At 49.2% G+C, this 19,183-nt stretch carries 17 protein-coding genes and 3 riboswitches; of the genes, 4 read left to right on the top strand and 13 right to left on the bottom strand.

Going from position 1 to position 19,183, the window contains the following annotated elements; genetic code table 11:
* Nucleotides 1-10: 10 nt before the first annotated feature.
* Complete coding sequence (gene kdpA / locus DFP97_RS26115) at nt 11-1,690, bottom strand: potassium-transporting ATPase subunit KdpA (RefSeq protein ID WP_114383614.1); 1,680 nt, start codon at nt 1,688-1,690, stop codon at nt 11-13.
* Nucleotides 1,691-1,706: 16 nt separating this feature from the next.
* Nucleotides 1,707-1,784 (bottom strand): K(+)-transporting ATPase subunit F, encoded by a 78-nt coding sequence (kdpF, locus tag DFP97_RS32360; RefSeq protein WP_114383660.1) that lies wholly within the window; start codon nt 1,782-1,784, stop codon nt 1,707-1,709.
* 227 nt (nt 1,785-2,011) lie between these two features.
* A riboswitch (cyclic di-AMP (ydaO/yuaA leader) is annotated at nt 2,012-2,184 on the bottom strand.
* A gap of 93 nt (nt 2,185-2,277) precedes the next feature.
* Nucleotides 2,278-2,477, bottom strand: a riboswitch (cyclic di-AMP (ydaO/yuaA leader).
* Nucleotides 2,478-2,782: 305 nt separating this feature from the next.
* Nucleotides 2,783-2,944: riboswitch (cyclic di-AMP (ydaO/yuaA leader) on the top strand.
* Between the two features lie 5 nt (nt 2,945-2,949).
* On the opposite strand from kdpF, the gene DFP97_RS26105 reads away from it, so the two are divergent.
* Together DFP97_RS26105 and DFP97_RS26100 are read left to right on the top strand one after the other, a co-directional pair.
* Nucleotides 2,950-3,375: a hypothetical protein gene (locus DFP97_RS26105; RefSeq protein WP_114383613.1), complete on the top strand. Its 426-nt coding sequence runs from the start codon at nt 2,950-2,952 to the stop codon at nt 3,373-3,375.
* 36 nt (nt 3,376-3,411) lie between these two features.
* Nucleotides 3,412-3,636 carry a hypothetical protein gene (locus DFP97_RS26100; protein ID WP_114383612.1) on the top strand — a complete coding sequence of 75 codons (225 nt, stop codon included), beginning with the start codon at nt 3,412-3,414 and terminating at the stop codon, nt 3,634-3,636.
* Nucleotides 3,637-3,740: 104 nt separating this feature from the next.
* On the opposite strand, the gene DFP97_RS26095 is transcribed toward DFP97_RS26100, so the two are convergent.
* The 7 genes from DFP97_RS26095 to DFP97_RS26065 all read right to left on the bottom strand — a co-directional run bounded on the left by DFP97_RS26095 (nt 3,741) and on the right by DFP97_RS26065 (nt 11,293).
* Nucleotides 3,741-4,523 (bottom strand): ABC transporter permease, encoded by a 783-nt coding sequence (locus DFP97_RS26095; RefSeq protein WP_114383611.1) that lies wholly within the window; start codon nt 4,521-4,523, stop codon nt 3,741-3,743.
* A 5-nt stretch (nt 4,524-4,528) separates the two neighbouring features.
* Nucleotides 4,529-5,332, bottom strand: coding sequence for an ABC transporter permease (locus tag DFP97_RS30965; RefSeq protein WP_181873683.1), 804 nt, complete (start codon nt 5,330-5,332; stop codon nt 4,529-4,531).
* Nucleotides 5,329-6,330: an ABC transporter ATP-binding protein gene (locus tag DFP97_RS26085; RefSeq protein WP_114383609.1), complete on the bottom strand. Its 1,002-nt coding sequence runs from the start codon at nt 6,328-6,330 to the stop codon at nt 5,329-5,331. The genes DFP97_RS30965 and DFP97_RS26085 overlap by 4 nt, the downstream gene beginning before the upstream one ends.
* A gap of 331 nt (nt 6,331-6,661) precedes the next feature.
* Nucleotides 6,662-7,417, bottom strand: coding sequence for a 2-dehydro-3-deoxy-D-gluconate 5-dehydrogenase KduD (gene kduD / locus DFP97_RS26080; RefSeq protein ID WP_114383608.1), 756 nt, complete (start codon nt 7,415-7,417; stop codon nt 6,662-6,664).
* A gap of 4 nt (nt 7,418-7,421) precedes the next feature.
* Nucleotides 7,422-8,216: a DeoR/GlpR family DNA-binding transcription regulator gene (locus tag DFP97_RS26075; protein ID WP_114383607.1), complete on the bottom strand. Its 795-nt coding sequence runs from the start codon at nt 8,214-8,216 to the stop codon at nt 7,422-7,424.
* 25 nt (nt 8,217-8,241) lie between these two features.
* Nucleotides 8,242-9,072 carry a 5-dehydro-4-deoxy-D-glucuronate isomerase gene (gene kduI / locus DFP97_RS26070; RefSeq protein WP_114383606.1) on the bottom strand — a complete coding sequence of 277 codons (831 nt, stop codon included), beginning with the start codon at nt 9,070-9,072 and terminating at the stop codon, nt 8,242-8,244.
* A gap of 247 nt (nt 9,073-9,319) precedes the next feature.
* Entirely contained in the window at nt 9,320-11,293 is a 1,974-nt protein-coding gene (locus DFP97_RS26065) for a glycoside hydrolase family 127 protein (protein WP_114383605.1), read from the bottom strand.
* 134 nt (nt 11,294-11,427) lie between these two features.
* On the opposite strand from DFP97_RS26065, the gene DFP97_RS26060 reads away from it, so the two are divergent.
* A complete protein-coding gene (locus DFP97_RS26060) occupies nt 11,428-12,303 on the top strand; it encodes a helix-turn-helix domain-containing protein (RefSeq protein ID WP_342773312.1) in 876 nt (291 codons plus the stop codon).
* A gap of 79 nt (nt 12,304-12,382) precedes the next feature.
* Here DFP97_RS26060 and DFP97_RS26055 read toward each other — a convergent pair whose 3' ends face one another.
* Entirely contained in the window at nt 12,383-14,269 is a 1,887-nt protein-coding gene (locus DFP97_RS26055) for a beta-L-arabinofuranosidase domain-containing protein (protein ID WP_114383604.1), read from the bottom strand.
* Nucleotides 14,270-14,348: 79 nt separating this feature from the next.
* On the opposite strand from DFP97_RS26055, the gene DFP97_RS26050 reads away from it, so the two are divergent.
* Entirely contained in the window at nt 14,349-15,290 is a 942-nt protein-coding gene (locus tag DFP97_RS26050) for a helix-turn-helix transcriptional regulator (protein ID WP_245976608.1), read from the top strand.
* A gap of 401 nt (nt 15,291-15,691) precedes the next feature.
* On the opposite strand, the gene DFP97_RS26040 is transcribed toward DFP97_RS26050, so the two are convergent.
* From DFP97_RS26040 to DFP97_RS26030, 3 genes are all read right to left on the bottom strand, one after another.
* Nucleotides 15,692-17,149, bottom strand: coding sequence for an alpha-L-fucosidase (locus tag DFP97_RS26040; RefSeq protein WP_114383602.1), 1,458 nt, complete (start codon nt 17,147-17,149; stop codon nt 15,692-15,694).
* A gap of 123 nt (nt 17,150-17,272) precedes the next feature.
* Nucleotides 17,273-18,295 carry a dienelactone hydrolase family protein gene (locus tag DFP97_RS26035; protein WP_114383601.1) on the bottom strand — a complete coding sequence of 341 codons (1,023 nt, stop codon included), beginning with the start codon at nt 18,293-18,295 and terminating at the stop codon, nt 17,273-17,275.
* A 22-nt stretch (nt 18,296-18,317) separates the two neighbouring features.
* Nucleotides 18,318-19,163 (bottom strand): alpha/beta fold hydrolase, encoded by an 846-nt coding sequence (locus DFP97_RS26030; RefSeq protein WP_114383600.1) that lies wholly within the window; start codon nt 19,161-19,163, stop codon nt 18,318-18,320.
* Between the last annotated feature and the right edge of the window lie 20 nt (nt 19,164-19,183).

Below are 19,183 nucleotides of genomic sequence, written 5' to 3'. Positions count from 1 at the left end.
ACCTCATCCTTTAGCGGAGTGTCAAATATTCGGCAACCGGTCCAAGAACGATAACCGGCAAAAAGGTTAATGCTCCTATCAATAGAACGGTACCGATTAATAAGCCCGTAAACAAAGCGTTATCCGTGCGGAACGTACCGATCGTCTCCGGCACCGGCTGCTTCCGGACGAGCGATCCGGCAACAGCCAGCATGGCGATCATGGAAATATATCGGCCGAACAGCATGACAAGCCCGGTGCTCATATTCCAGAACGGGGTATTATCGCCTAAGCCTTCAAATCCCGAGCCGTTATTCGCTGCCGATGAAGTGTATTCGTACAACACCTGGCTAATGCCGTGGAAACCGGGATTCGTTATCGCTCCATGCCCGAGATCGGTCATGAAGGCAATCGCCGTCGGTACTAAAATAATGAACGGATGAGCCAGTATGGCGACGGCAATCAGCTTCATTTCGCGCGGCTCGATTTTCCGTCCTAGAAACTCCGGCGTTCTGCCGACCATGAGCCCGCATATGAACACGGCCAATACCGTATACATCAGCATGTTGACCAGTCCGACGCCTTTGCCGCCGAAAATGACGTTAAGCATCATTTCCGCGAGCGGGACCAACCCGCCTAGCGGTGTGAGCGTATCATGCATATTGTTTACGGTTCCTGTCGTTGCGGCGGCTGTCACCGTTGTAAACAACGCCGATTGCGCAATTCCGAACCGCACTTCCTTGCCTTCCATGCTGCCTTGGGAAGCGTCGATGCCAAGGGCTTCCATCGCTGGGCTGCCGGCTTTCTCCGACGTATACGCCACGCTTAGGAAGACGAGGAACAAGCAAATCATCGCCGAGAAAATAACCCAGCCCTGCTTTTTGTTCTTAGCAAATAACCCGAACGTGTACGGCAATGCAGCCGGCAGCGCCCACATGCATAAAATTTCAATGACGTTTGTGAGCGGACTCGGATTCTCAAACGGATGGGCCGAGTTGACGCCAAAAAATCCGCCGCCGTTTGTTCCCAAATGCTTGATCGATTCCAGCGAAGCGACAGGTCCGACCGCAATTTTCTGCATCGCGCCCTCGAGCGTCTTGACCGTTAACGTCGGATCGAGCGTTTGCGGCACCTGAAGCGCCACGAGCACAAGCGTAATAATGAAGGAAGCCGGAAGAAATATTCTCGTATGTGCTTTGACAAAGTCTTCGAAGAAGTTGCCGATCGTTTCTCCTTTGCTTGTAATGCCGCGGACAAAGGCAATCGCCACCGAGAAGCCCGTAGCCGCAGATGTGAACATCATCATCATAATGACAGCCATTTGCGAGAAATACGATAAGGCGCTCTCGCCGCTGTAATGCTGGAGATTCGTATTCGTCATAAAACTGATGACCGTATTAAAGGTTAACGTGGGCTCCATACTGCCCATGCCGTTCGGATTGAACGGGAGCGCATGTTGCAGCCGCAAAATCAAATAACTAAAGGCGACGAGAACGATATTCGTAGCAATGAAGGTTAGCGCATATCCTTTCCAGCTCATGCCCTCACGCCGGTTTAAGCCGATTAGCCTAAAAATAAACCGTTCCGTTCCTCCGAAAATCTTGTCCAGCCGATTTGGTTCATTGGAAAATACATGGTACACATACGTTCCTAGCGGCTTGACAAGCAGTAAGAGGACGGCAATGACTACCAGCATCTGTAAAACATCCATCGTAAATCCTCCTTGGCTAAAATTTTTCCGGATGAATTAAGGCATAGATCAGATAAACGAACACAAACAACGCCAGAACGGTTACGATAATCATCCGTTGTCCCCTCCCGATTGCTCAATGACATTGCCGCACCAGGTCAAAAATCCGTAAAACAAACCGAAACAAGCCAATAAGGCAATAATCATATAGACATCTATCACGGAAATCCCTCCTCCATTTTTGAAAAAAAGGCAACAAAAAAGAAGCCTTGGGATAAGAGGAACTTTTCCCGCGGCTTCTTTACCCGCAGCTTAATAAGCAGCAGGAAGCACGATGGCTGTTGCCTCTCTCGAGTGCGCTTACGAGGTTAGCTGTCGGATTCGGGCCTTGAGAGTTGCCCTACGCTTGGCCTATGCCAAGCGATTCACCCCATGATTCGATTGCGTGTTATTAAACACGAAACGATCGTTGGTTCCCCCGCTCCTGCCGTTGCAGGACTCAGCGTTTTACTTCATATTCTTACCAGATGCACGTTTTCCGGGCAGCAAAAAACCGCAGAGGCCTATGACACTCTGCGGTCGAAGTTAATCGATCACAAGCTTCATCATCCCTCTCTCGATCCACGCTTACGAGGTTAGCTGTCGGATTCGGGCGGTGAGAGTCGCCCTACTTTGTCCGGTATCCATGGTACCGTGCAAAGATTCACCCCTGCGGTGCAACAGTCCGACTCTCACATCGAACTCGTACACTGCCTAATAATTGGTTCCCCCGCTTTCCGCTATAACGGAAACTCAGCGATCATCAAATGAAACATATTTGCAATTCCTGTATCGAATCTTACTCCTCGATAATAGTACTGTAAAGCAAGCCTGCCGGCTAAATCAGATTGTTAAAGATGCTGTAAAGTGAAAAGCAACGCTTTCATTGGGCTTGATCTCGATCTATTTAACTATTTCTCCGTTTCTCTCTCGTTTTCAAAAATAATGACGTTAGCCTTTTTGCTATTTCTTATGTATCTTTATTCTGATTCCACATACAATAATTGATAGAGTTTCCATTTTTGAGAGCTTGGTGGTTTACAAAAGCGTGCATCAGGTTTAAAATTAAATGGCATACCAATAACGCTGAATTTTTCGAATGAAAAAGCGGGGGAACCAACGCGAACGTTATTTAACGGGTCGCAAGGGGTGAATCCAGGGATTTGTAACCCTGGTAGGGCATTCTCTCTAGCCCGAATCCGACAGCTAACCTCGTAAGCGAAAAGAGGAGAGATTTATTTATGTTGTGTCAATCTGCAAATCATTTCCCATTTGTCACCGAACAGTCCCCTACACTCACCGTCTCTCGAATTGAACTATTCGTCATTCCCGCGCTCGCAGTCGATTCCGCTGGCCATCGCGTATGTCTTCGTTTAACAAGCTCTCTAGGTTTCGGTTGGAGCGAGCTGTTTATTTGCGAAACCGAAGATATGATTGACTTGGATAGTTGGAGCGATCTGCTCGTCTCTTTTATCGGCAGAATTGCCCTACCGCCTCTTCATGATTTCCATTATGACAAGACCAGTCAGAACGGACGCGCATTCGAGTTATTTACTACAGCCGTCAATCAAGTGCTGGCTCAATCACCGGATTCAGCTCCAATTGAACGAGATGCCGAGGAATTAGTTTTGCGGCAGCGTGCGGTCAATTATGTTTCTTTGATTTAACAAGGTGAGGAATTACGAAGGATTGGAGATGAGCGTATGACACTGGGCAAAATAATACGCAGTCTTACCATCGGACTTATTTTCGGCATACTTGCAATTGGATTGCTGCCGTTTCTGGTCATTTTCAACTTTGCGGAGATGCTCAATATAGTCGAACTCGAAACCTCGCCGTTATATATGCTTCTTGGCCGGTTGATCGGTAAGACACCTCTCAAACGCAAAAAGAATCAACCGCAGCAAAATAAAGACTTAGACCAATAACTCAGCAGCAACAGTCTGACCGTTCCGTATGAATGGAGACCCGAAGGAGACACTTCGCTTCAAGTGTCGTTCTTTCGGGTCTTTCTTTCTCGTTTGATCACTTTCTATGAGCCCGTTGACCGATAATGTCGAACCCCAAGCTGCCAAACAAGTATGCAAGGCAGGAGGAACAGTACGCCAGCTAGCGGCATCAGCATATACAGGATCTCATTGCCATGAACTTTATCCAGGATATAAAGCAGCGGCAAATAGCTGACGCATCCGAACGGGATGATAAATGTGAAGAAAACCGTGACCCATTTTTGGTAAATGTTAAGCGGATACTGCGCCATCTCCCGCCCGCCGTCCGTAAAGATGTTAGCCACTTCCATTCCTTGAATGGTCCAGAAGCAAAGCGTTGCGGCCAGCATATAGATTCCCGTAAAAATCAGGACTCCACTCGCGACCATCAGCAGAAGCGTAATCACTTTCGCGATGCTCCACTCAATAGGCAGGTTATACAAAGCCCAAACCAATATGATCGCGCTTTGGAGCAAGCGGCCAAACCGGGTAAATTCAAATTTGGAGCCAAGAACCTGCACGACCGTGCTTCGCGGACGAACCAGCACGCGGTCGAATTCGCCGCCGGCAACCAGACTTGAGAAGGCGTCAAAACCGCGCGCAAAGCATTCGCTAAGAGAGAAGGCCATATGAATAATCGCAAAACAGAGCGCCGTCTCATAAAAGCTCCAGCCCCGGAGCTGCCCGAACCGCTCGAACATGAAGTAAAGTCCGGCAAAGACGGAGAACGGAATAAAAAACTGGCCGAATGTCAGGAGCCAGAATGAGGTGCGGTACTGCAGCTGCGATTTGAACAGGATCGATAAATATTTAAAGTATAGGCCCATTGCATTCAACCCCCTTGTACGACGACTTGACGCAGTGCTCTGCGCAGGCTCCACTGGCCAACACCAATTAGAACCGCGAGCCATAACAACTGCACGAGTATGCCCCAAAGCGCCTCAGCCTGCGGGATATGACCGGAATATACGCGAAACGGAAAATCCGTCGTCCAGCGGAAAGGGAGCACATAGGCAATCTTCTGCAGCCAAAGCGGCATGAGAGGGACAGGAATGATCATCCCGGCTAAAAATTCGCCGGCGACCGAGATCATCAAAGTGGAGCCGGTCGGTGACATGGTCCAGAACACGGAAATGTAGATCAGCATCGAAATGGCGACAATCACCAACAGCCCTAAGATTAACGTTATAAGAAAAAGCGCCAACGCTGCCGGGGAAGGCGGCAGACTCATCCGATAGGGCTGAGGCAGCACAAAAGTAACGGCGAGAATGGGGAAGCACCGCAATACTGCACTCGACAGGCGCTGCGCAAGCAGCTTGGCATACCAAAACGAATAGATGTTGCAGGGCCTGCATAATTCATAGGCAATGTTGCCGCTTGTGATCAACTGAAAAATTTCGTTGTCGCGAAACCACAGCATAATAAAGGCAAGAAATATTTGCTGCAGCCATACGTAGGTTACCAGGTCTTTCAACGAGATCGGCACTTGACCTGAGCTTTGGCTGTAGAAAGCCACAAATACCATAATAAAAATCAAGCCGAAGAAAAGCTGTGTCGCCATACCGGCTAATGCGGCAGCGCGGTACTGCATGCCGTTGATGAACCGCAGCTTCCATACGGATATATAGGCGTTCATATCTGATGCTCCTTATATAGCTGAACAATAATTTCGTCAATCGGCTTCGTTTCGATTGCAACATCAATGATCTCCACCAGTTCAGATAATTGGGAGATCACACTGGCGATCGATACATGTTCGGTATCCAAGCTGTACAGTGCCCGTTCCGGCGTCCATGAGAGCAGGATAACGCCCGGAATATCGACAGGCTGAAGGCATTCCCGGAAATCGACAGTAATGGTCCGGTGTGTGCCGAACCGGCTGCGAAGCTCGCTTAGTGTACCGTCGTATAACAGTGCCCCTTTGCCGATCATGAGGATCCGGTCGGCCAGCGCCTCGATATCACTCATATCGTGTGTGGTCAGAATGACGGTTACACCCTTTTCTTTATTAATCGTTTTGATGAATTGACGAACGGCAATTTTGCTCACGGCATCAAGTCCGATGGTGGGCTCATCCAGAAAAAGAATCTTGGGGCTGTGCAAAAGGGAGGCGGCAATTTCGCAGCGCATTCTCTGTCCTAAACTCAATTGCCGAACGGGTGTGTTTATGAGATTATGCAGCCCCAGGGTGTCTACAAGCATGTTAAGGTTAGCTCTGTACGTCTCGGCCGGGATCTTATATATGTCCCGCAGCAGCTCGTAAGAGTCTATGACAGGCACATCCCACCACAGCTGCGACCGCTGACCGAAAACAACTCCAATATGTTTGACATATGCCGCTCTATCTTTCCAAGGCGTGTATCCCATAATGGAGCAAGATCCGGAGTCGGGCACCAGAATCCCGCTCATTACTTTGATCGTAGTCGATTTCCCCGCGCCATTCGGGCCGATATATCCAACAATCTCCCCTTCATGGATCGAAAACGATATCTCATCCAGCGCTTTTACAATCGCATGCTCGCGGACAAATAATGCTTTTGCTGCCTGCCTTAATCCTGCAGACCGTCTGGCCACCTTGAAGGATTTACCGATACCTTGCAGAGAAATCAAATAAGGACCTCGTTCATTCTGCATCCTATAACCTCCAAAAAAATTTCTAATTAGCCGCAGAAAAAAATATATCCAAAAATGCCAAAAAAGTATAGACTTATAATTTTCCGTCAGTTATACTAATATTATAGAAGTCGAGGACAGCTATATCTTAGTTAAAATTTATCTAAAACAGGTAAACGACATATGGCATTAAGCCGAGTAAGTGCCCATAGATGCACTCTCGGCTTTATTTATTTTCATCTGGTTATCATTCCTCTTGGAATTTGCATGCTGCGTTGATCATGTAACAATAAATAAGCTGTCCCTAAAGCAGCAAATGCTACTTAGGGACAGCTTTGTTTTACCTATGACATTACCTTACTAACCAACCGCCATCTACGGCCAATATATGACCATTCATATAGTCGGAAGCGGAAGAGGCTAAGAATACAGCCGGTCCTATCAAATCCTCCGAGGTGCCCCAGCGTCCTGCTGGAATACGCTGCAAAATTTGCGTGCTGCGTACGGGATCTTCACGCAGCGCTTCCGTATTATCCGTGCTCATATAACCGGGCGCAATAGCATTCACTTGCAGACCCTTGCCGGCCCATTCGTTCGCAAGCGCCTTCGTGAGTCCTGCAACCGCATGCTTGCTGGAAGTATAGCCGGGAACAGTTATGCCTCCCTGGAAGGAGAGCATGGAGGCTACGTTAATGATTTTACCGGAGCCCTGCGCAATCATATGCTTGCCTGCCAGCTGGCTTAGCACAAATACCGAATTCAAATTCACATCCAGCACATCCTGCCAGTCCTCATAGCTGTGCTCGGCAGCTGGTGTTCTACGAATAATGCCCGCATTGTTAACCAGAATATCGATGCGTCCCAGCTCATCTACCGTCCGCTCGATAATGCCAGCCAGCTTAGAACGGTCTCCGATATCCGCCTGGATCGTAATGGCCTTTCGCCCCAGCGCGCGCACAGCGTCCGCCGTCTTGTCGGCTGGTGTGCGGTTCGTTACAAGCGCTACATCGGCGCCAGCCCTGGCAAGCCCCAACGCAATCGCTTCTCCAAGCCCCCGGCCCGCGCCGGTAACGACAGCTGTTTTCCCCGTCAAATCAAACAAACTCATTTGCTCACACCTTTCCTTTATTGCGCTTCGCATGATCCGGCAGCGGCGCCTTCAGCATCCGGATATCGAGCGCTTCATACTTCGCCGCCACATCAGCCTCGATTCCTTCATCGGTGATGATGCAATCAATTTCTTCGAGTCCGGCAAACGTGATTAGCGCGCCTTTGTCGAACTTGCTATGATCCGCGAGACAATAGACGGTCTTCGCGTTCTCCATATAAAGCTTCTTCAGCTTCGTTAATTCCTCTGTGAATATGGTAAGCCCGTATTCCAAATGAATGCCCGTCGTGGAAAGAAATAGCTTATGGACATTAAGCCGGCTGATCCATTCCTGCGATTCCGCGCCAATGAGCAGGTTGTTGTGGCGGTATCCGCCCGGAATGACAAGCCTAACCTGGTCCTTGGCGGTCAGCTCGCGAATAATGAGCAGATCATTCGTAAGCACCGTTACTGGCATATTCGGCAGCCGCTTCGCCATTTCCAGCGTCGTGCTGCCTGCGTCAAGCGCGATAATATCGTTCGGCTCTATACAGGTAAGAGCAAGCAAAGCGATGGCCGTCTTCTCCTGCTGATGCTTGCTGTTCGGAAACTGCAGCGGATATAAGCTGTCCTCGCCGCCTTGCTCCAATACCGCACCGCCGTGCGTCCGCTTCAGAAGCCCCTTCTCCTCGAGCTTCTCTAAGTCCTCGCGTACCGTCTTTTCCGTAACCTGAAATTGCTCGCTTAGCTCGGAAACCTTAACCGCGCCAAGCTGCTCCAATTTCTCTATAATTTTGCGATGCCGTTCAGCAGCAAGCATGGTGCACCTCCTGTTGCGAATGGTTCTATTTTAGCTCGCTTGCAGGCACTGCGTCCATGTCAGTAAAGGTGTAGTTTTCGCCGGCCATCGACCAGCAGAACGTATAATTGCTAGTGCCCACGCCGGAGTGAATCGACCATGGCGGAGAAATAATCGCCTGATCGTTTGCAACAACCAGATGTCTTGTCTCTGAAGGCTCCCCCATCATGTGGAATACGCGCGCATCATCATTCATGTCAAAGTACAGGTAGGCTTCCATGCGGCGGTCATGCACATGAGAAGGCATCGTGTTCCAAACGCTGCCCGATTTCAGGCTTGTTACGCCAAGCATCAGCTGGCAGCTTTGAATGCCGTCTGCATGGATATATTTGTAAAGTACCCGTTCATTGGACGTTTCTTGCGAGCCAAGGTGAAGCGGATTAGCTTCCTCCATCGTCATTTTGCGTGTCGCGATCTCAGCATGAGCAAGCGCGGAGCAGAAATAGAGCTTCGCTGGATTTTGTTTGTCCAGGCTGGACAGCAAAACCTGGCGCTTCCCTTTGCCTACATAAAGTACGTCAAGCTTGTTCAGCTCATAAGTCTCGCCGTCAACGGAAATCGATGCAGGTCCGCCAATATTCAAAAAGCCTACTTCGCGGCGCTCCAAGAAATATTCCGTTTTCAGCGTAGCCGCATCCTCCAGCTCCAGCGCTTCATTCACGGGAACGGCGCCGCCGATAACCATCCGGTCATAGTGAGAGTAGGTCATCTTAATTTGATCCTGTACGAACAGGCTCTCGATCAAAAACTCGCTGCGCAGACGCTCAGTCGTATATTGCTTAACATCGGTAGGGTTTGTTGTGTGACGCACTTCCATTGTATAAAAACCTCCTAAGTTTTATAGAGTAAAACCCACTTCGTAAGCCTACTCTTAGGTTTGTTATTGTTCGTTTATCATCATAACACACATTTACGAACCTAAAAAGAACATTTTCAACCATATGCCGATTCTGATTGCCAGTAAACAATTACTGCATGGTCATTCATTTGATTTAAAAAAAGAAGACGCCTGGACGTTACTGCTGTCCGGCGTCATTGCTTTATCTAGAAATATTCACTTGCTTTTAAACGTGCTCTTTCACCCACACGGCCATTTCGCCTTTGTCTCGGTTCGCCCAAGCGTAATAAGGAATAAAAGTGGCAACCGTCGGTTCAAGACTCACGTTCGAATCCGTCCTGTAAAGCTGCGTTCCCCACTGCTCAAGCTGCAGCCTTAACGCCTGCGCCGTAATGACTTTAAGCCCGCCAGCGAGATTGGCATCGTAAGCTACTTCAAGCTGCGCATCCTGCGGCAGCATAAGCCGCTGAAGCAGCGGTCCGTTATCCGCTTCCTCCGCGCAATAGACGAGCGGTCCGCGCTGTAAGGCGACCTTGCCTGCATTTTGCTTCACGAGCGGATGGCTTCTGACCCGCATGACCGGCATCTCGAGCACAAGCTCCACCGTATCGCCGGTCGTCCACTGGCGTTCGATGATCGCATAGCCGTCTGCCACTTTATCCGTAATCGAATAGGCTGTTCCGTTCACAAGCACCTCGGCCTTAGAGGACCAATCCGGAATACGCAGCGCAAGAGCGAATGTCGCCGGTTGCGATACGGTCACTTCATAGCGGGCAGTTCCTTCCCAAGGCATGCTGGATTGCTGATTCAGCCTTACATTTGTACCGCCCAGCGAAAGCTCCGTTTCTCCTCCGATGAAGAGGTGCGAGTAAATCGTATTCCCTTTTACGGAATACATATATTCACCGAGCGATGCCAGCAGACGCGCAATGTTCGGAGGACAGCATGCGCAGCCGAACCATTCCTGGCGTACAGGCTTCACATGGTTAAAGTTTTTGTTGCGTCCGTCGCATACTTCCGGCGTAACCTCGAGCGGATTCACGTAAAAGAAATGCTTGCCGTCACGAGACATGCCCGCTATAACCGTGTTGTACAATGCCCGCTCAAGCACGTCCGCATAGCGGCTGTTAGGCTCAAGCTGCAGCATACGGTGTGCAAAAAAGATAAGGCCGATCGAGGCGCATGTCTCAGAATATACGGTATCGTTAGGCAAATCGTAATCGAACGAAAAGGCTTCGCCATGCGCCATCGAGCCGATGCCGCCCGTAATATACATTTGACGGGAAGCGATGTTATCCCATAGTCTGCGGCATGCCTCCAGCAAAGACTTGTCACCTGTTTCCCGGGCGACGTCAGCCATGCCCGCCAGCATGTATACGACCCTAACCGCATGTCCGACAGCGGCATTCTGCTCGCGAACAGGCAAATGAGCTTGAAAATATTCATGGTCTATATGAATTTTGTTCTTGTTCCAATGCGTCGTCCAGCCTCTGCGCTCGGCTTCCTCCTCGAAGAAGCTTGGCTTATGGCCGCGTTTATCGATAAAGTAACGGCTGAGCTCCAGGTACTTTTCGTTTCCGGTTACTCCGTAAAGCTTCACCAGCGCAAGCTCGATCTCCTGATGACCGTCATAACCGGCAATTTGGCCTGGACCATCGCCAAAGACGTCAACGATATTGTCAGCTATCCGGCATACGATATCCAGCAGGTTACGCTTCCCTGTCGCTTCATAATAAGCGACGCCGGCCTCGATCATATGACCGGCGCTGTACAACTCGTGGCATTCAGTCAAATTTTTCCACTTCATATCGGGCTCTTTGATTGTGAAGTACGTGTTCAAATAGCCATCCTCTTGCTGCGCCTTGCCGATGATCTCAATCATCTCGTCAGCTACCTGCTCTAAAGCAGCGTCCCGTTTCGTTACAAGCAAATACGCAACTGCTTCCAGCCATTTAGCAACGTCCGTATCCTGAAACACATATCCATAAAAATCGCCTTTTTCAAGTCCTGCTGCAATTTTAAAATTGTTGACCGCGCCGCTGCGTTCCGCGCCCTCCACATTGTCGTTTATCGCTTCCCATTGATAAGGTACAACAACGTCCCTAACTAAATTGATATAATAATTCCAAAAATCATCTGTAATTTGAACTTGCTTGAGTGAAACCGGCTTCGCTTTATCCGTACTTGCTACTTGTCCCATTAGTAATCGCACCTCTCTATAACGTTTAGAATTTCATACTGCTGATTTCTATTGTATGCGTTATAATAAAACATAAATATAAACGGAAAGAACTTATTTCTTATAAAATTTCACACAAAACTGGAGGGTGAAGGATGATGTTGGAAGCATCGGAGCAAGTGTATTTTGCAGTGCCTCCGCTCCCTTATTATTTGGAAAGCGGAGAGGAGTATTACGAGCCGGGGGGACAGCACCCGAATCGAAAGCAGCTTGGCGTATTCGATCTGATTTTGATCGAATCCGGCTGCTTATTTATAGGCGAGGAGGATCGAGAGTGGAGCTTGACGGCTGGACAAACAGTGCTTCTGCTGCCTGACCGTTATCATTACTCGGTGAAGCCGGCCGAGGAGAATACCCGCTTCTACTGGGTACATTTTCAAACGGTGGGTGAGTGGCAGCAATCGGAGCAGGATCATGCGAGCTTAAGTCATGACGTTCATTACAACCGCTTCCTAACGTCGCCCTACTCCCTGCATTTGCAAAAGCAATGGACGCTCCCCTATCCCGAGCAAGCGTTCCGGCTGATGCGTGCGCTTAACAAAGCGGGAGGAGAGCGCCAATCGAGCGCATTTTGGACGCAGCAGCAGACGTTCGAGGAGCTGCTCCGAATGATGGATTTACGTCAAAACGACACCTATATAAGTCCGGTCGTCACGTTAGCGGAGAAGGCTGAGGCTTTCATCAAAAACAATTACCGCTCTGAAATAACGAGCAAAACGATGGCTGATGCGCTTAATTTTCACTACAACTACATTACTCGGTGCATGAAGCAGGTTTATGACATGACGCCCATCGACTATTTGGCGAAATACCGGCTTGAGCAGGCGAAGCTGCTGCTGCTGAAGACAGAGTGGCCCATTTCGGAAATCGCTCACTACGTCGGGTTTGAAAATGTTCCCTACTTCTCGAATTGCTTCGCCAATCAAATAGGTCTGTCGCCGACAAAGTTTCGAAAGCAGTATATGTCTTAAATTGGATCAGAAAATCCGGTGTTTCCACCCGTTTAGCTTGGCGAAAGCCTCTAAATAGAAATAGTCGCCGAAAATTACTTTATGGCTTAGCATTCACCGGAAAATAAACCGTATAGGCTTCGTCCTTTACTTCAAAAAGCGGGATGAAGCGTATTCCCCGCTCTTGGCTGGTTGTCCGGTAATAGCCGGGATTCCACCAGCCATGATGCCGTTCGCGATCCGGTACAAGTAACGAATCCGGTTTTTCCGGATTGCCGTATAACCGGCGTTCTTCATCCAGCAAACCAGCAAGCACGATAGGTCCGTCCATGAAAGCAAAGGTACCTGGCTCGCCCGGCAGCTGCTCGGTCGTAAGCGTCTTTGGTAATTCCACGACAATCGTATCGCCATCCTGCCAAACATCATGCAGCTCATAGTAGGATGAGCTTTGGAAGGGGCCGGGCTCCGCGATGCCGTTCACCAAAATTTTCGCTTCACCGCTCAACCACCACGGAAGCCGTAGCTTTATTGAAAATTCTGATTCCTTGTCGCAAGAGATGGTCACCCGGTACACAAAACGGCCGGGGCGATGTACGGGAATTGGCGGAACATCCACTTTCGTTATGGCCGTCATACCCGTGACAGACCAGCCGTTTAGCGGATACACCCCATTTTGCCCATCCTGCTCGATTCGAAGACCAATTTCGGTACCTTCCCTTTCAAACCGCAAGCTCGAAGGGATCCATTGGGAAATAGCGATGCCATGCTCGTCTTCCATGAATATTTCAGTATCGTAGGATGCATTTGCTTGGATGAGCGTACCGTGACAGCACCAGAAATGCTGCGTCTCCGATCCCCACGTTTTATGGCTGCCCGCTCCAACCCCTAAGAAATACGAAATCATGCCTGTTTCCCTATGCTGATGGGCTAAAACCCCATTCACGAACCTTCTCTCCCAATAATCAGCATAAGCCGCATCTCCTGTCCAGCGGAGCAGATACCGGGAAAGACGCATCATATTATAATTGCAGCAGTGCTCCCCGCCAACGCCCAGCCTGGCAGCCATCTCTTCCTTTGGCATCCACAGCTCGGCGTTGTCTCCCGCGCCCGTACATACGTAACCTCTGCTCGTCACTGCGCATGCCCAGAACGCTTCCACCACCTTGCGAAAGCGCTCGTCGCCTGTCACTTCCCATGCTCTGGCGGCGCCTAAAATTTCAGGAATCTGCGTATTCGCATGTTTGTTTGTGAGTACGTCCCGACCATCCAGAAGCGCATCGAAAAACCGGCGTCTATCATACCGGTACATCAGCTCACGGTGCTTGTCCTCTCCAGTCACCCCGTACAAATCCGCCCATGTCTCCAGCATGCCGCCGGTTTCCATATCGAGCAGCTCATCCATTTGCTCCTGCGTGAAGCCGCTTGTCCAGCGGTCAAACCATGCTGCCATGCCTTTTATAATTATCAGTGCCTGTGCGTTGCCAGCTATAGCGTACATTTCGAATAAGCCCATAAGCAGCTTATGAACCGTATAATGAGGGGCCCATACCCATTTGCCGTTTACGAGCCTGTTCATGTAGGTCTCAGGAAACGCCGCAAGCCATTCCCCGCCATTTGCTTCCTGACATTTTGACAGCTCCGATACGATATGATCCGCCTTTGCTTTGACCAGCCTATCATTCGTTTGCGCATAAATGCGCGCGGCCGCCGACAGCCAGTGTCCCATTATATGGCCGCGCAGCTCGCAGGTCGGTGATTCCCAGCCCCAGTGCCAATGCTCCGGGCCATCCATGCTCGTGGAGGTAGCGGTTGTCGTTCCGCCGTTTCCACTATAGCTCCATAGCCCCGCTTCCAAATAAAAGCTGCGCAGCAGGTTTTGGTTGGTCAAGCTCATGACGTATTGTTTATTCAGCTCAAATCGTGCTGTTAATGGGCCTTCTGCTAATTGAACACTCCCAACCGGGAATTCGGAAAATGACTCTGCCATTAATGATAGCCTCCTTATTTTTGTTTCTAATCAATATTTTAATCCTAGTGATTCAAAGTTAAATGCACGGATTATATAATTGCATATACTTTTTTTAGGTTCTATAATAGACAAAATCGAAAATCACGAGAGAGAGGTGCTGGCCATCGATACAAGCATTCATCTCACAGCGGACCGGCTGCCGCTCGTAAGGGATATCGGCTGGAACCGGATCGATAGCGTATATACGCATCCGGACCGTATATTGGACTACGATGTGTTTCTTTATGTAATTAATGGCAGGATGCAGGTTATTGAAGAAGGTAAGGAATATATCGTTCGGGAAAAGGAGCATTTGTTTCTAAAGAAGGGGCTCCATCACTGGGGATTGCCTGAGACGCTTCCCGGAACAGCTTGGTACTGGGTTCATTTCAATACCGTTGTCGATGAGCGCGTAGCCTATAAGGAGCATCTGCCGCTGCCCGAACTAGGTTATTTTTATCCGAAGCATTATGAATACCGGTTTATGATGCCGAAGAACGGCAGCTCCTCTCTGCACCAAACGATGGAAAGCAGACTGCGGACCATTTTGGATAATTATCATAAGGTAAGGGATCATTGGATGACGCGAAGCAGCCTTCAAATTTACCAGCTGTTTTTGGATTTGCATCAGGCAGCCTTGAAGCATGAGGAGACCAGCGAGACCGGCGGAAAAGCGGATACGATTGCGGGAAGAGTCATGACCTATTTGGTACAGCATGCGGATCGGGATTTCGATTCGCGTGAGCTAAGCTCGCAGCTCCAGCTCAATTACAGCTACTTGTCTTCGACGTACAAGAGATTGACCGGACAGAGCATCATTGAAGTTCACACGAAGCTGAGAATGAATAAAGCGATGGATATGATGCGCAGTACTTCCATGAATATATCTGAGATAAGCGAGAGGCTTGGCTACAAAAATCCTTATTACTTCAGCAGAGTGTTCAAAAAAGTATTAGGGGAAGCTCCTTCATCCTATCTGCGGCATTTTTATAAGTCCTAGCATCTGCTTGGCATTGCCTGCACCGCCTTCGCCCACTAGCCTCCGCACATTCAGCAAACCAGTGAGCTGCATTGGATTTCGTACAGGATAGCAGCAGGAGCACATTGGTATGCTGAGCTATATTGGATTTCGTACAGTTAAATTAGCTGAAATCGGTACTATTGAGGAGTATAGGCGTTTTTGGATCGATCTACATTGGAAGTACTCCAATATAGAGCACGCGCATAGACCAAATAACCAAAAGTTACTGCATTTATCCAATATACCCGCTTGTAACTTGGAGCTTATAGCTCCTACAAACCAGGGCCGCCAGCAAAAGCTGGCGGCCCTGGTTTGCGTTATTCTGATGCTCCAATAAATTGTAAATGAGCTGCGTTGCTTATGTCTGAGTTCGCATCGGCTTATTCGATGATTATGCTGAATACGACCGGAGCGGCACTTTGAACCTTATTTGTCGTAATAATCAAAGCCTCATCTGTCCTCTCCCATAGCGGTTTTTCATCGAACCCTAGAACGCTTATATCTTCGATGATACCGTGAAAATGGTGCGATTTTTTACCGAGAGACTTGATTTTAACTACTCCGTTGCTTGGATGAACGAGAACGGTTGCATAGAGACAGGTGCCCTTCACCGTAAAACGGATATCCTCGCTAGTGAACAATTTCGTTTTCCCGTCAGTAAATTGGCCTTCCTCGATTTTCGTAGGGCCTTCACCGAATGTGCGCCAGAAGGTCGTATCATAAATCGCCTCGCCGTTATCCTTCAGCCATGCTCCGATTTCAAGAAGAATTTGCTTATCCTCTTCAGGAATCGATCCATCTGCTTTTGGCCCCACATTAAGCAGCAGGCTGCCATTTTTACTGACGATATCAACTAAATCACGAATAATCTCGACCGATGATTTATAATCATTGCCCGGCGTATAGCTCCATGAGTTTTTCGCAACCGCAGTATCCGTTTGCCAGAAATACGGCTTAAGCTCGGCGAACTGACCTCTTTCTACGTCAGGAACGGAGGTGCCGAATTGAAACGCATCATGTTTGTAATTAATTGCAACCCCGAAGCCCCATTCCTCTGCTTTGTTGTAATAGTACGCCGCGAATTTTTTGAGATAGGGCTTGAACGCCGCCGTATGAATCCACCAATCAAAATAAAACACCTTCGGCTTATACTGGTCTACGAGCTCACAGCATCTGATTAACCAATCCTCCAAATACTCCTGGTTCGGAGGCGAGCCATATAAGTCCTGATGGTCAGGCTCAGGCATCGAAGGCCAATAAAAATCTCCCCTCACGAGCGGCTCTTTAATATCGGAATCAAACTCCTTGCCGTGCGACAGGAAGAACCAGTGCTCCGCCCGATGGGAGGAAACGCAAAACGTCAAATCCCGTTTTTCAAAGGCCGCTTTCATTTCACCGAGCAGATCCCGCTTCGGTCCCATCTCATAGGCGTTAAAATGAGAAATATCACTTTTATACATTTGAAATCCGTCATGATGCTCCGCAACAGGCATAATGTATTTGGCGCCCGCTTCCCGGAAAAGCTCTGCCCATTCGTTAGCATTGAAATTTTCCGCTTTGAACATCGGGATAAAATCCTTATAGCCAAAGTCTTTGTGCTCCCCATAAACAGCAATATGATGCTTATATTCCTCGGAGCCTTGAATATACATATTTCTGGGATACCATTCACTCCTGAACGCGGGAACGGAATAAACGCCCCAGTGGATGAAAATGCCGAATTTCGCCTTCTCATACCAACGAGGGACCTGAAACTCGCTAAGTGAATCCCAATTGTCCTTAAAGCTTCCTTTGGAAATCGTATCATCAATAGTCTTCAAATATGCATTTGCATCCATTATTGTCATCATCCCTTCACTATGAAACACCTATGTTCATTCTAGCGACGGAATCATAGAATAAAAATGACGAAAGCTATCTTTCTTTTGGACAAAAATAACCTTTCCAGCTATTGCCTTACATTAAGATGAAAGACTTTCCTTCAACCAATCATAAGCGAATCGTCCGCTGATTTCGTGAACGCCGGGAAACAAGTCGGTTTGAAGCTTCGCGCCAGCACCCTCCGCCTCGTAGACCGCCTGAATGTCAGCCGCGGCCTTGCGGAAACCGTCTACCGGAAAGATCGGATCTTTGTCGCCGGATTCCAGGAAAAGCGGCCTCGGCGCAATGAGTCCGATCAATTCGGGAAGCTCTGCGTGAACGAGCAAGCCTGGCGTATAATTATCGATGCAATGATGCACCGCAAAGATGCTGTCTTTGATCGTATTCGTAAAGCCCGTTAACACGGTCGCGTTAATCCGCGCTTCCATGACAGCCGCCACATATCCGATCAATGCTCCGCCTGAAAATCCCATCAATCCGATACGGTCCGCATCGACCTCCGGCCTAGAGGCTAAATAATTGAATGCTTTCAGCGCTTCCGTAACGCGCAGACCCGTTAGAGTCTTACCTAACATCATCAGCTGCGTGGACAAACGGTAGCAAGAGCTTGGCGCATCGGGATTTTCAGCGAGATCAGCGAGCAGTCTGCGCTCCCCGAAGCCGATGACGTCAGGTGCGATGACAGCCATTCCCCGCTTCACCAGTTGTACTGCAAAATGCTGGTGAATGCCTGGCGTCCCCTCGTCCGGCGAACCGTCCTTCAGCAAACCGACGATTTCCCGGCTGCCGTAGCCATGGCCGTGTAGGGCCAGTACACCCGGCACCGGGCCCTCGACGTTAGTTGGCAGAAGCACATATGCCCCATAGGTTAATCCAGGCGTAGCCGATAGCTCTACACGCTCGCGAATGTAGCCATTACATTCGACACGCTCGAGCAGCTTCGGAGCATGTCCGGCATTCGGCTCGAATGAGCCGATCGCATCACGCAGCGCTTCCTTCAGCTTTGATCTCCGTTCGTTCGGCAGCCCTACCCTCGATTGATTACGATGCCGGCTGATCGCCTCATCGTAAAGCTTTTCCAAAAACACGTCCCCGTTCCACATACGCTCCCTCTCCCGACTCTTTCTATTTTCTATACTCATTTCCACGCTTATGAAGAAACGATATTATCGTATGATTAAACAACTCCGGCGTTTCCATATTCGACATGTGCCCAGACTGCGGCAAATAAACGGTCTCCGCGCTCGAAATAAGCGCAGCCAATTGCTCGGAAGACTGGCGGCTTCCAATCGAATCCTCTTCGCCGATCATTATGAGTAAGGGCAAATCCGATGGACGATCCCGCAGCAGCTTCACGATAGACGGACCAACAAGCGGCCATCTCCTTTCGTAAACCGGCTGCCATGCCGACCAGTTTTCAATCATACGCCAAAGCTCGTCCTTAATCTTATCCCTATGTTGACCGCAGCTGTCAAGCAGCCCGCTGAACCATTCCTGCTTAAACGATGCGATATTCACTTCCTTTGCGGCGCTATCAACCTCGCTTTGTTCGGACTCCGTAAAGGGCAGCCATTGATCCTTTTCCGTCACGTATAGACCCGAGCCGGCCACGGAAACGGATAGCACCTTCTCCGGATGCAAGGCCAGACAGTCCACCGCAAGCATCGATCCTAAGGACAAACCGACTAAGTGCGCTTTGGACACATGAAGCTGCTGCATCAAGCCGATTAAATCGTCAATGTGACGAAAAAAACGGCGCTGATCCGGCATTTCCGATTTCCCGTACCCTCTCAAGTCGTAACGAATGACGCGGTAATGGTTGCCTAACGCCTCGAACTGCGCATTCCACATTCTCGAATCAACCGAATGGGCGTGGAGCAATATAACCGTTTCTCCCTCGCCTGCTTCCTCGAAATACAGCTTTTTCCCATTAATGAACAGCGTTCCTTTCGAATGCTCACGGACGTTCATCGGCAAGGTCACTCCTTTAA

The organism is Paenibacillus prosopidis (assembly GCF_003337375.1).
GTDB classification, from domain to species: domain Bacteria; phylum Bacillota; class Bacilli; order Paenibacillales; family Paenibacillaceae; genus Pristimantibacillus; species Pristimantibacillus prosopidis.
This window is presented reverse-complemented; position numbering and strand designations above follow the sequence as displayed.

Bases quoted from the DNA above. Each gene is read 5' to 3' on its own strand.
- DFP97_RS26060 (WP_342773312.1), top strand. From the start codon at position 11,428: ATGATGTTGGAAGCATCGGAGCAAGTGTATTTTGCAGTGCCTCCGCTC.
- kduI (WP_114383606.1), bottom strand. From the start codon at position 9,072: ATGGAAGTGCGTCACACAACAAACCCTACCGATGTTAAGCAATATACG.
- DFP97_RS26030 (WP_114383600.1), bottom strand. From the start codon at position 19,163: ATGAACGTCCGTGAGCATTCGAAAGGAACGCTGTTCATTAATGGGAAA.
- kdpA (WP_114383614.1), bottom strand. From the start codon at position 1,690: ATGGATGTTTTACAGATGCTGGTAGTCATTGCCGTCCTCTTACTGCTT.
- DFP97_RS26065 (WP_114383605.1), bottom strand. From the start codon at position 11,293: ATGGGACAAGTAGCAAGTACGGATAAAGCGAAGCCGGTTTCACTCAAG.
- DFP97_RS26075 (WP_114383607.1), bottom strand. From the start codon at position 8,216: ATGCTTGCTGCTGAACGGCATCGCAAAATTATAGAGAAATTGGAGCAG.
- DFP97_RS26055 (WP_114383604.1), bottom strand. From the start codon at position 14,269: ATGGCAGAGTCATTTTCCGAATTCCCGGTTGGGAGTGTTCAATTAGCA.
- DFP97_RS26040 (WP_114383602.1), bottom strand. From the start codon at position 17,149: ATGGATGCAAATGCATATTTGAAGACTATTGATGATACGATTTCCAAA.
- DFP97_RS26105 (WP_114383613.1), top strand. From the start codon at position 2,950: ATGTTGTGTCAATCTGCAAATCATTTCCCATTTGTCACCGAACAGTCC.
- DFP97_RS26100 (WP_114383612.1), top strand. From the start codon at position 3,412: ATGACACTGGGCAAAATAATACGCAGTCTTACCATCGGACTTATTTTC.
- DFP97_RS30965 (WP_181873683.1), bottom strand. From the start codon at position 5,332: ATGAACGCCTATATATCCGTATGGAAGCTGCGGTTCATCAACGGCATG.
- kduD (WP_114383608.1), bottom strand. From the start codon at position 7,417: ATGAGTTTGTTTGATTTGACGGGGAAAACAGCTGTCGTTACCGGCGCG.
- DFP97_RS26085 (WP_114383609.1), bottom strand. From the start codon at position 6,330: ATGCAGAATGAACGAGGTCCTTATTTGATTTCTCTGCAAGGTATCGGT.
- kdpF (WP_114383660.1), bottom strand. From the start codon at position 1,784: ATGATTATCGTAACCGTTCTGGCGTTGTTTGTGTTCGTTTATCTGATC.
- DFP97_RS26095 (WP_114383611.1), bottom strand. From the start codon at position 4,523: ATGGGCCTATACTTTAAATATTTATCGATCCTGTTCAAATCGCAGCTG.
- DFP97_RS26035 (WP_114383601.1), bottom strand. From the start codon at position 18,295: ATGTGGAACGGGGACGTGTTTTTGGAAAAGCTTTACGATGAGGCGATC.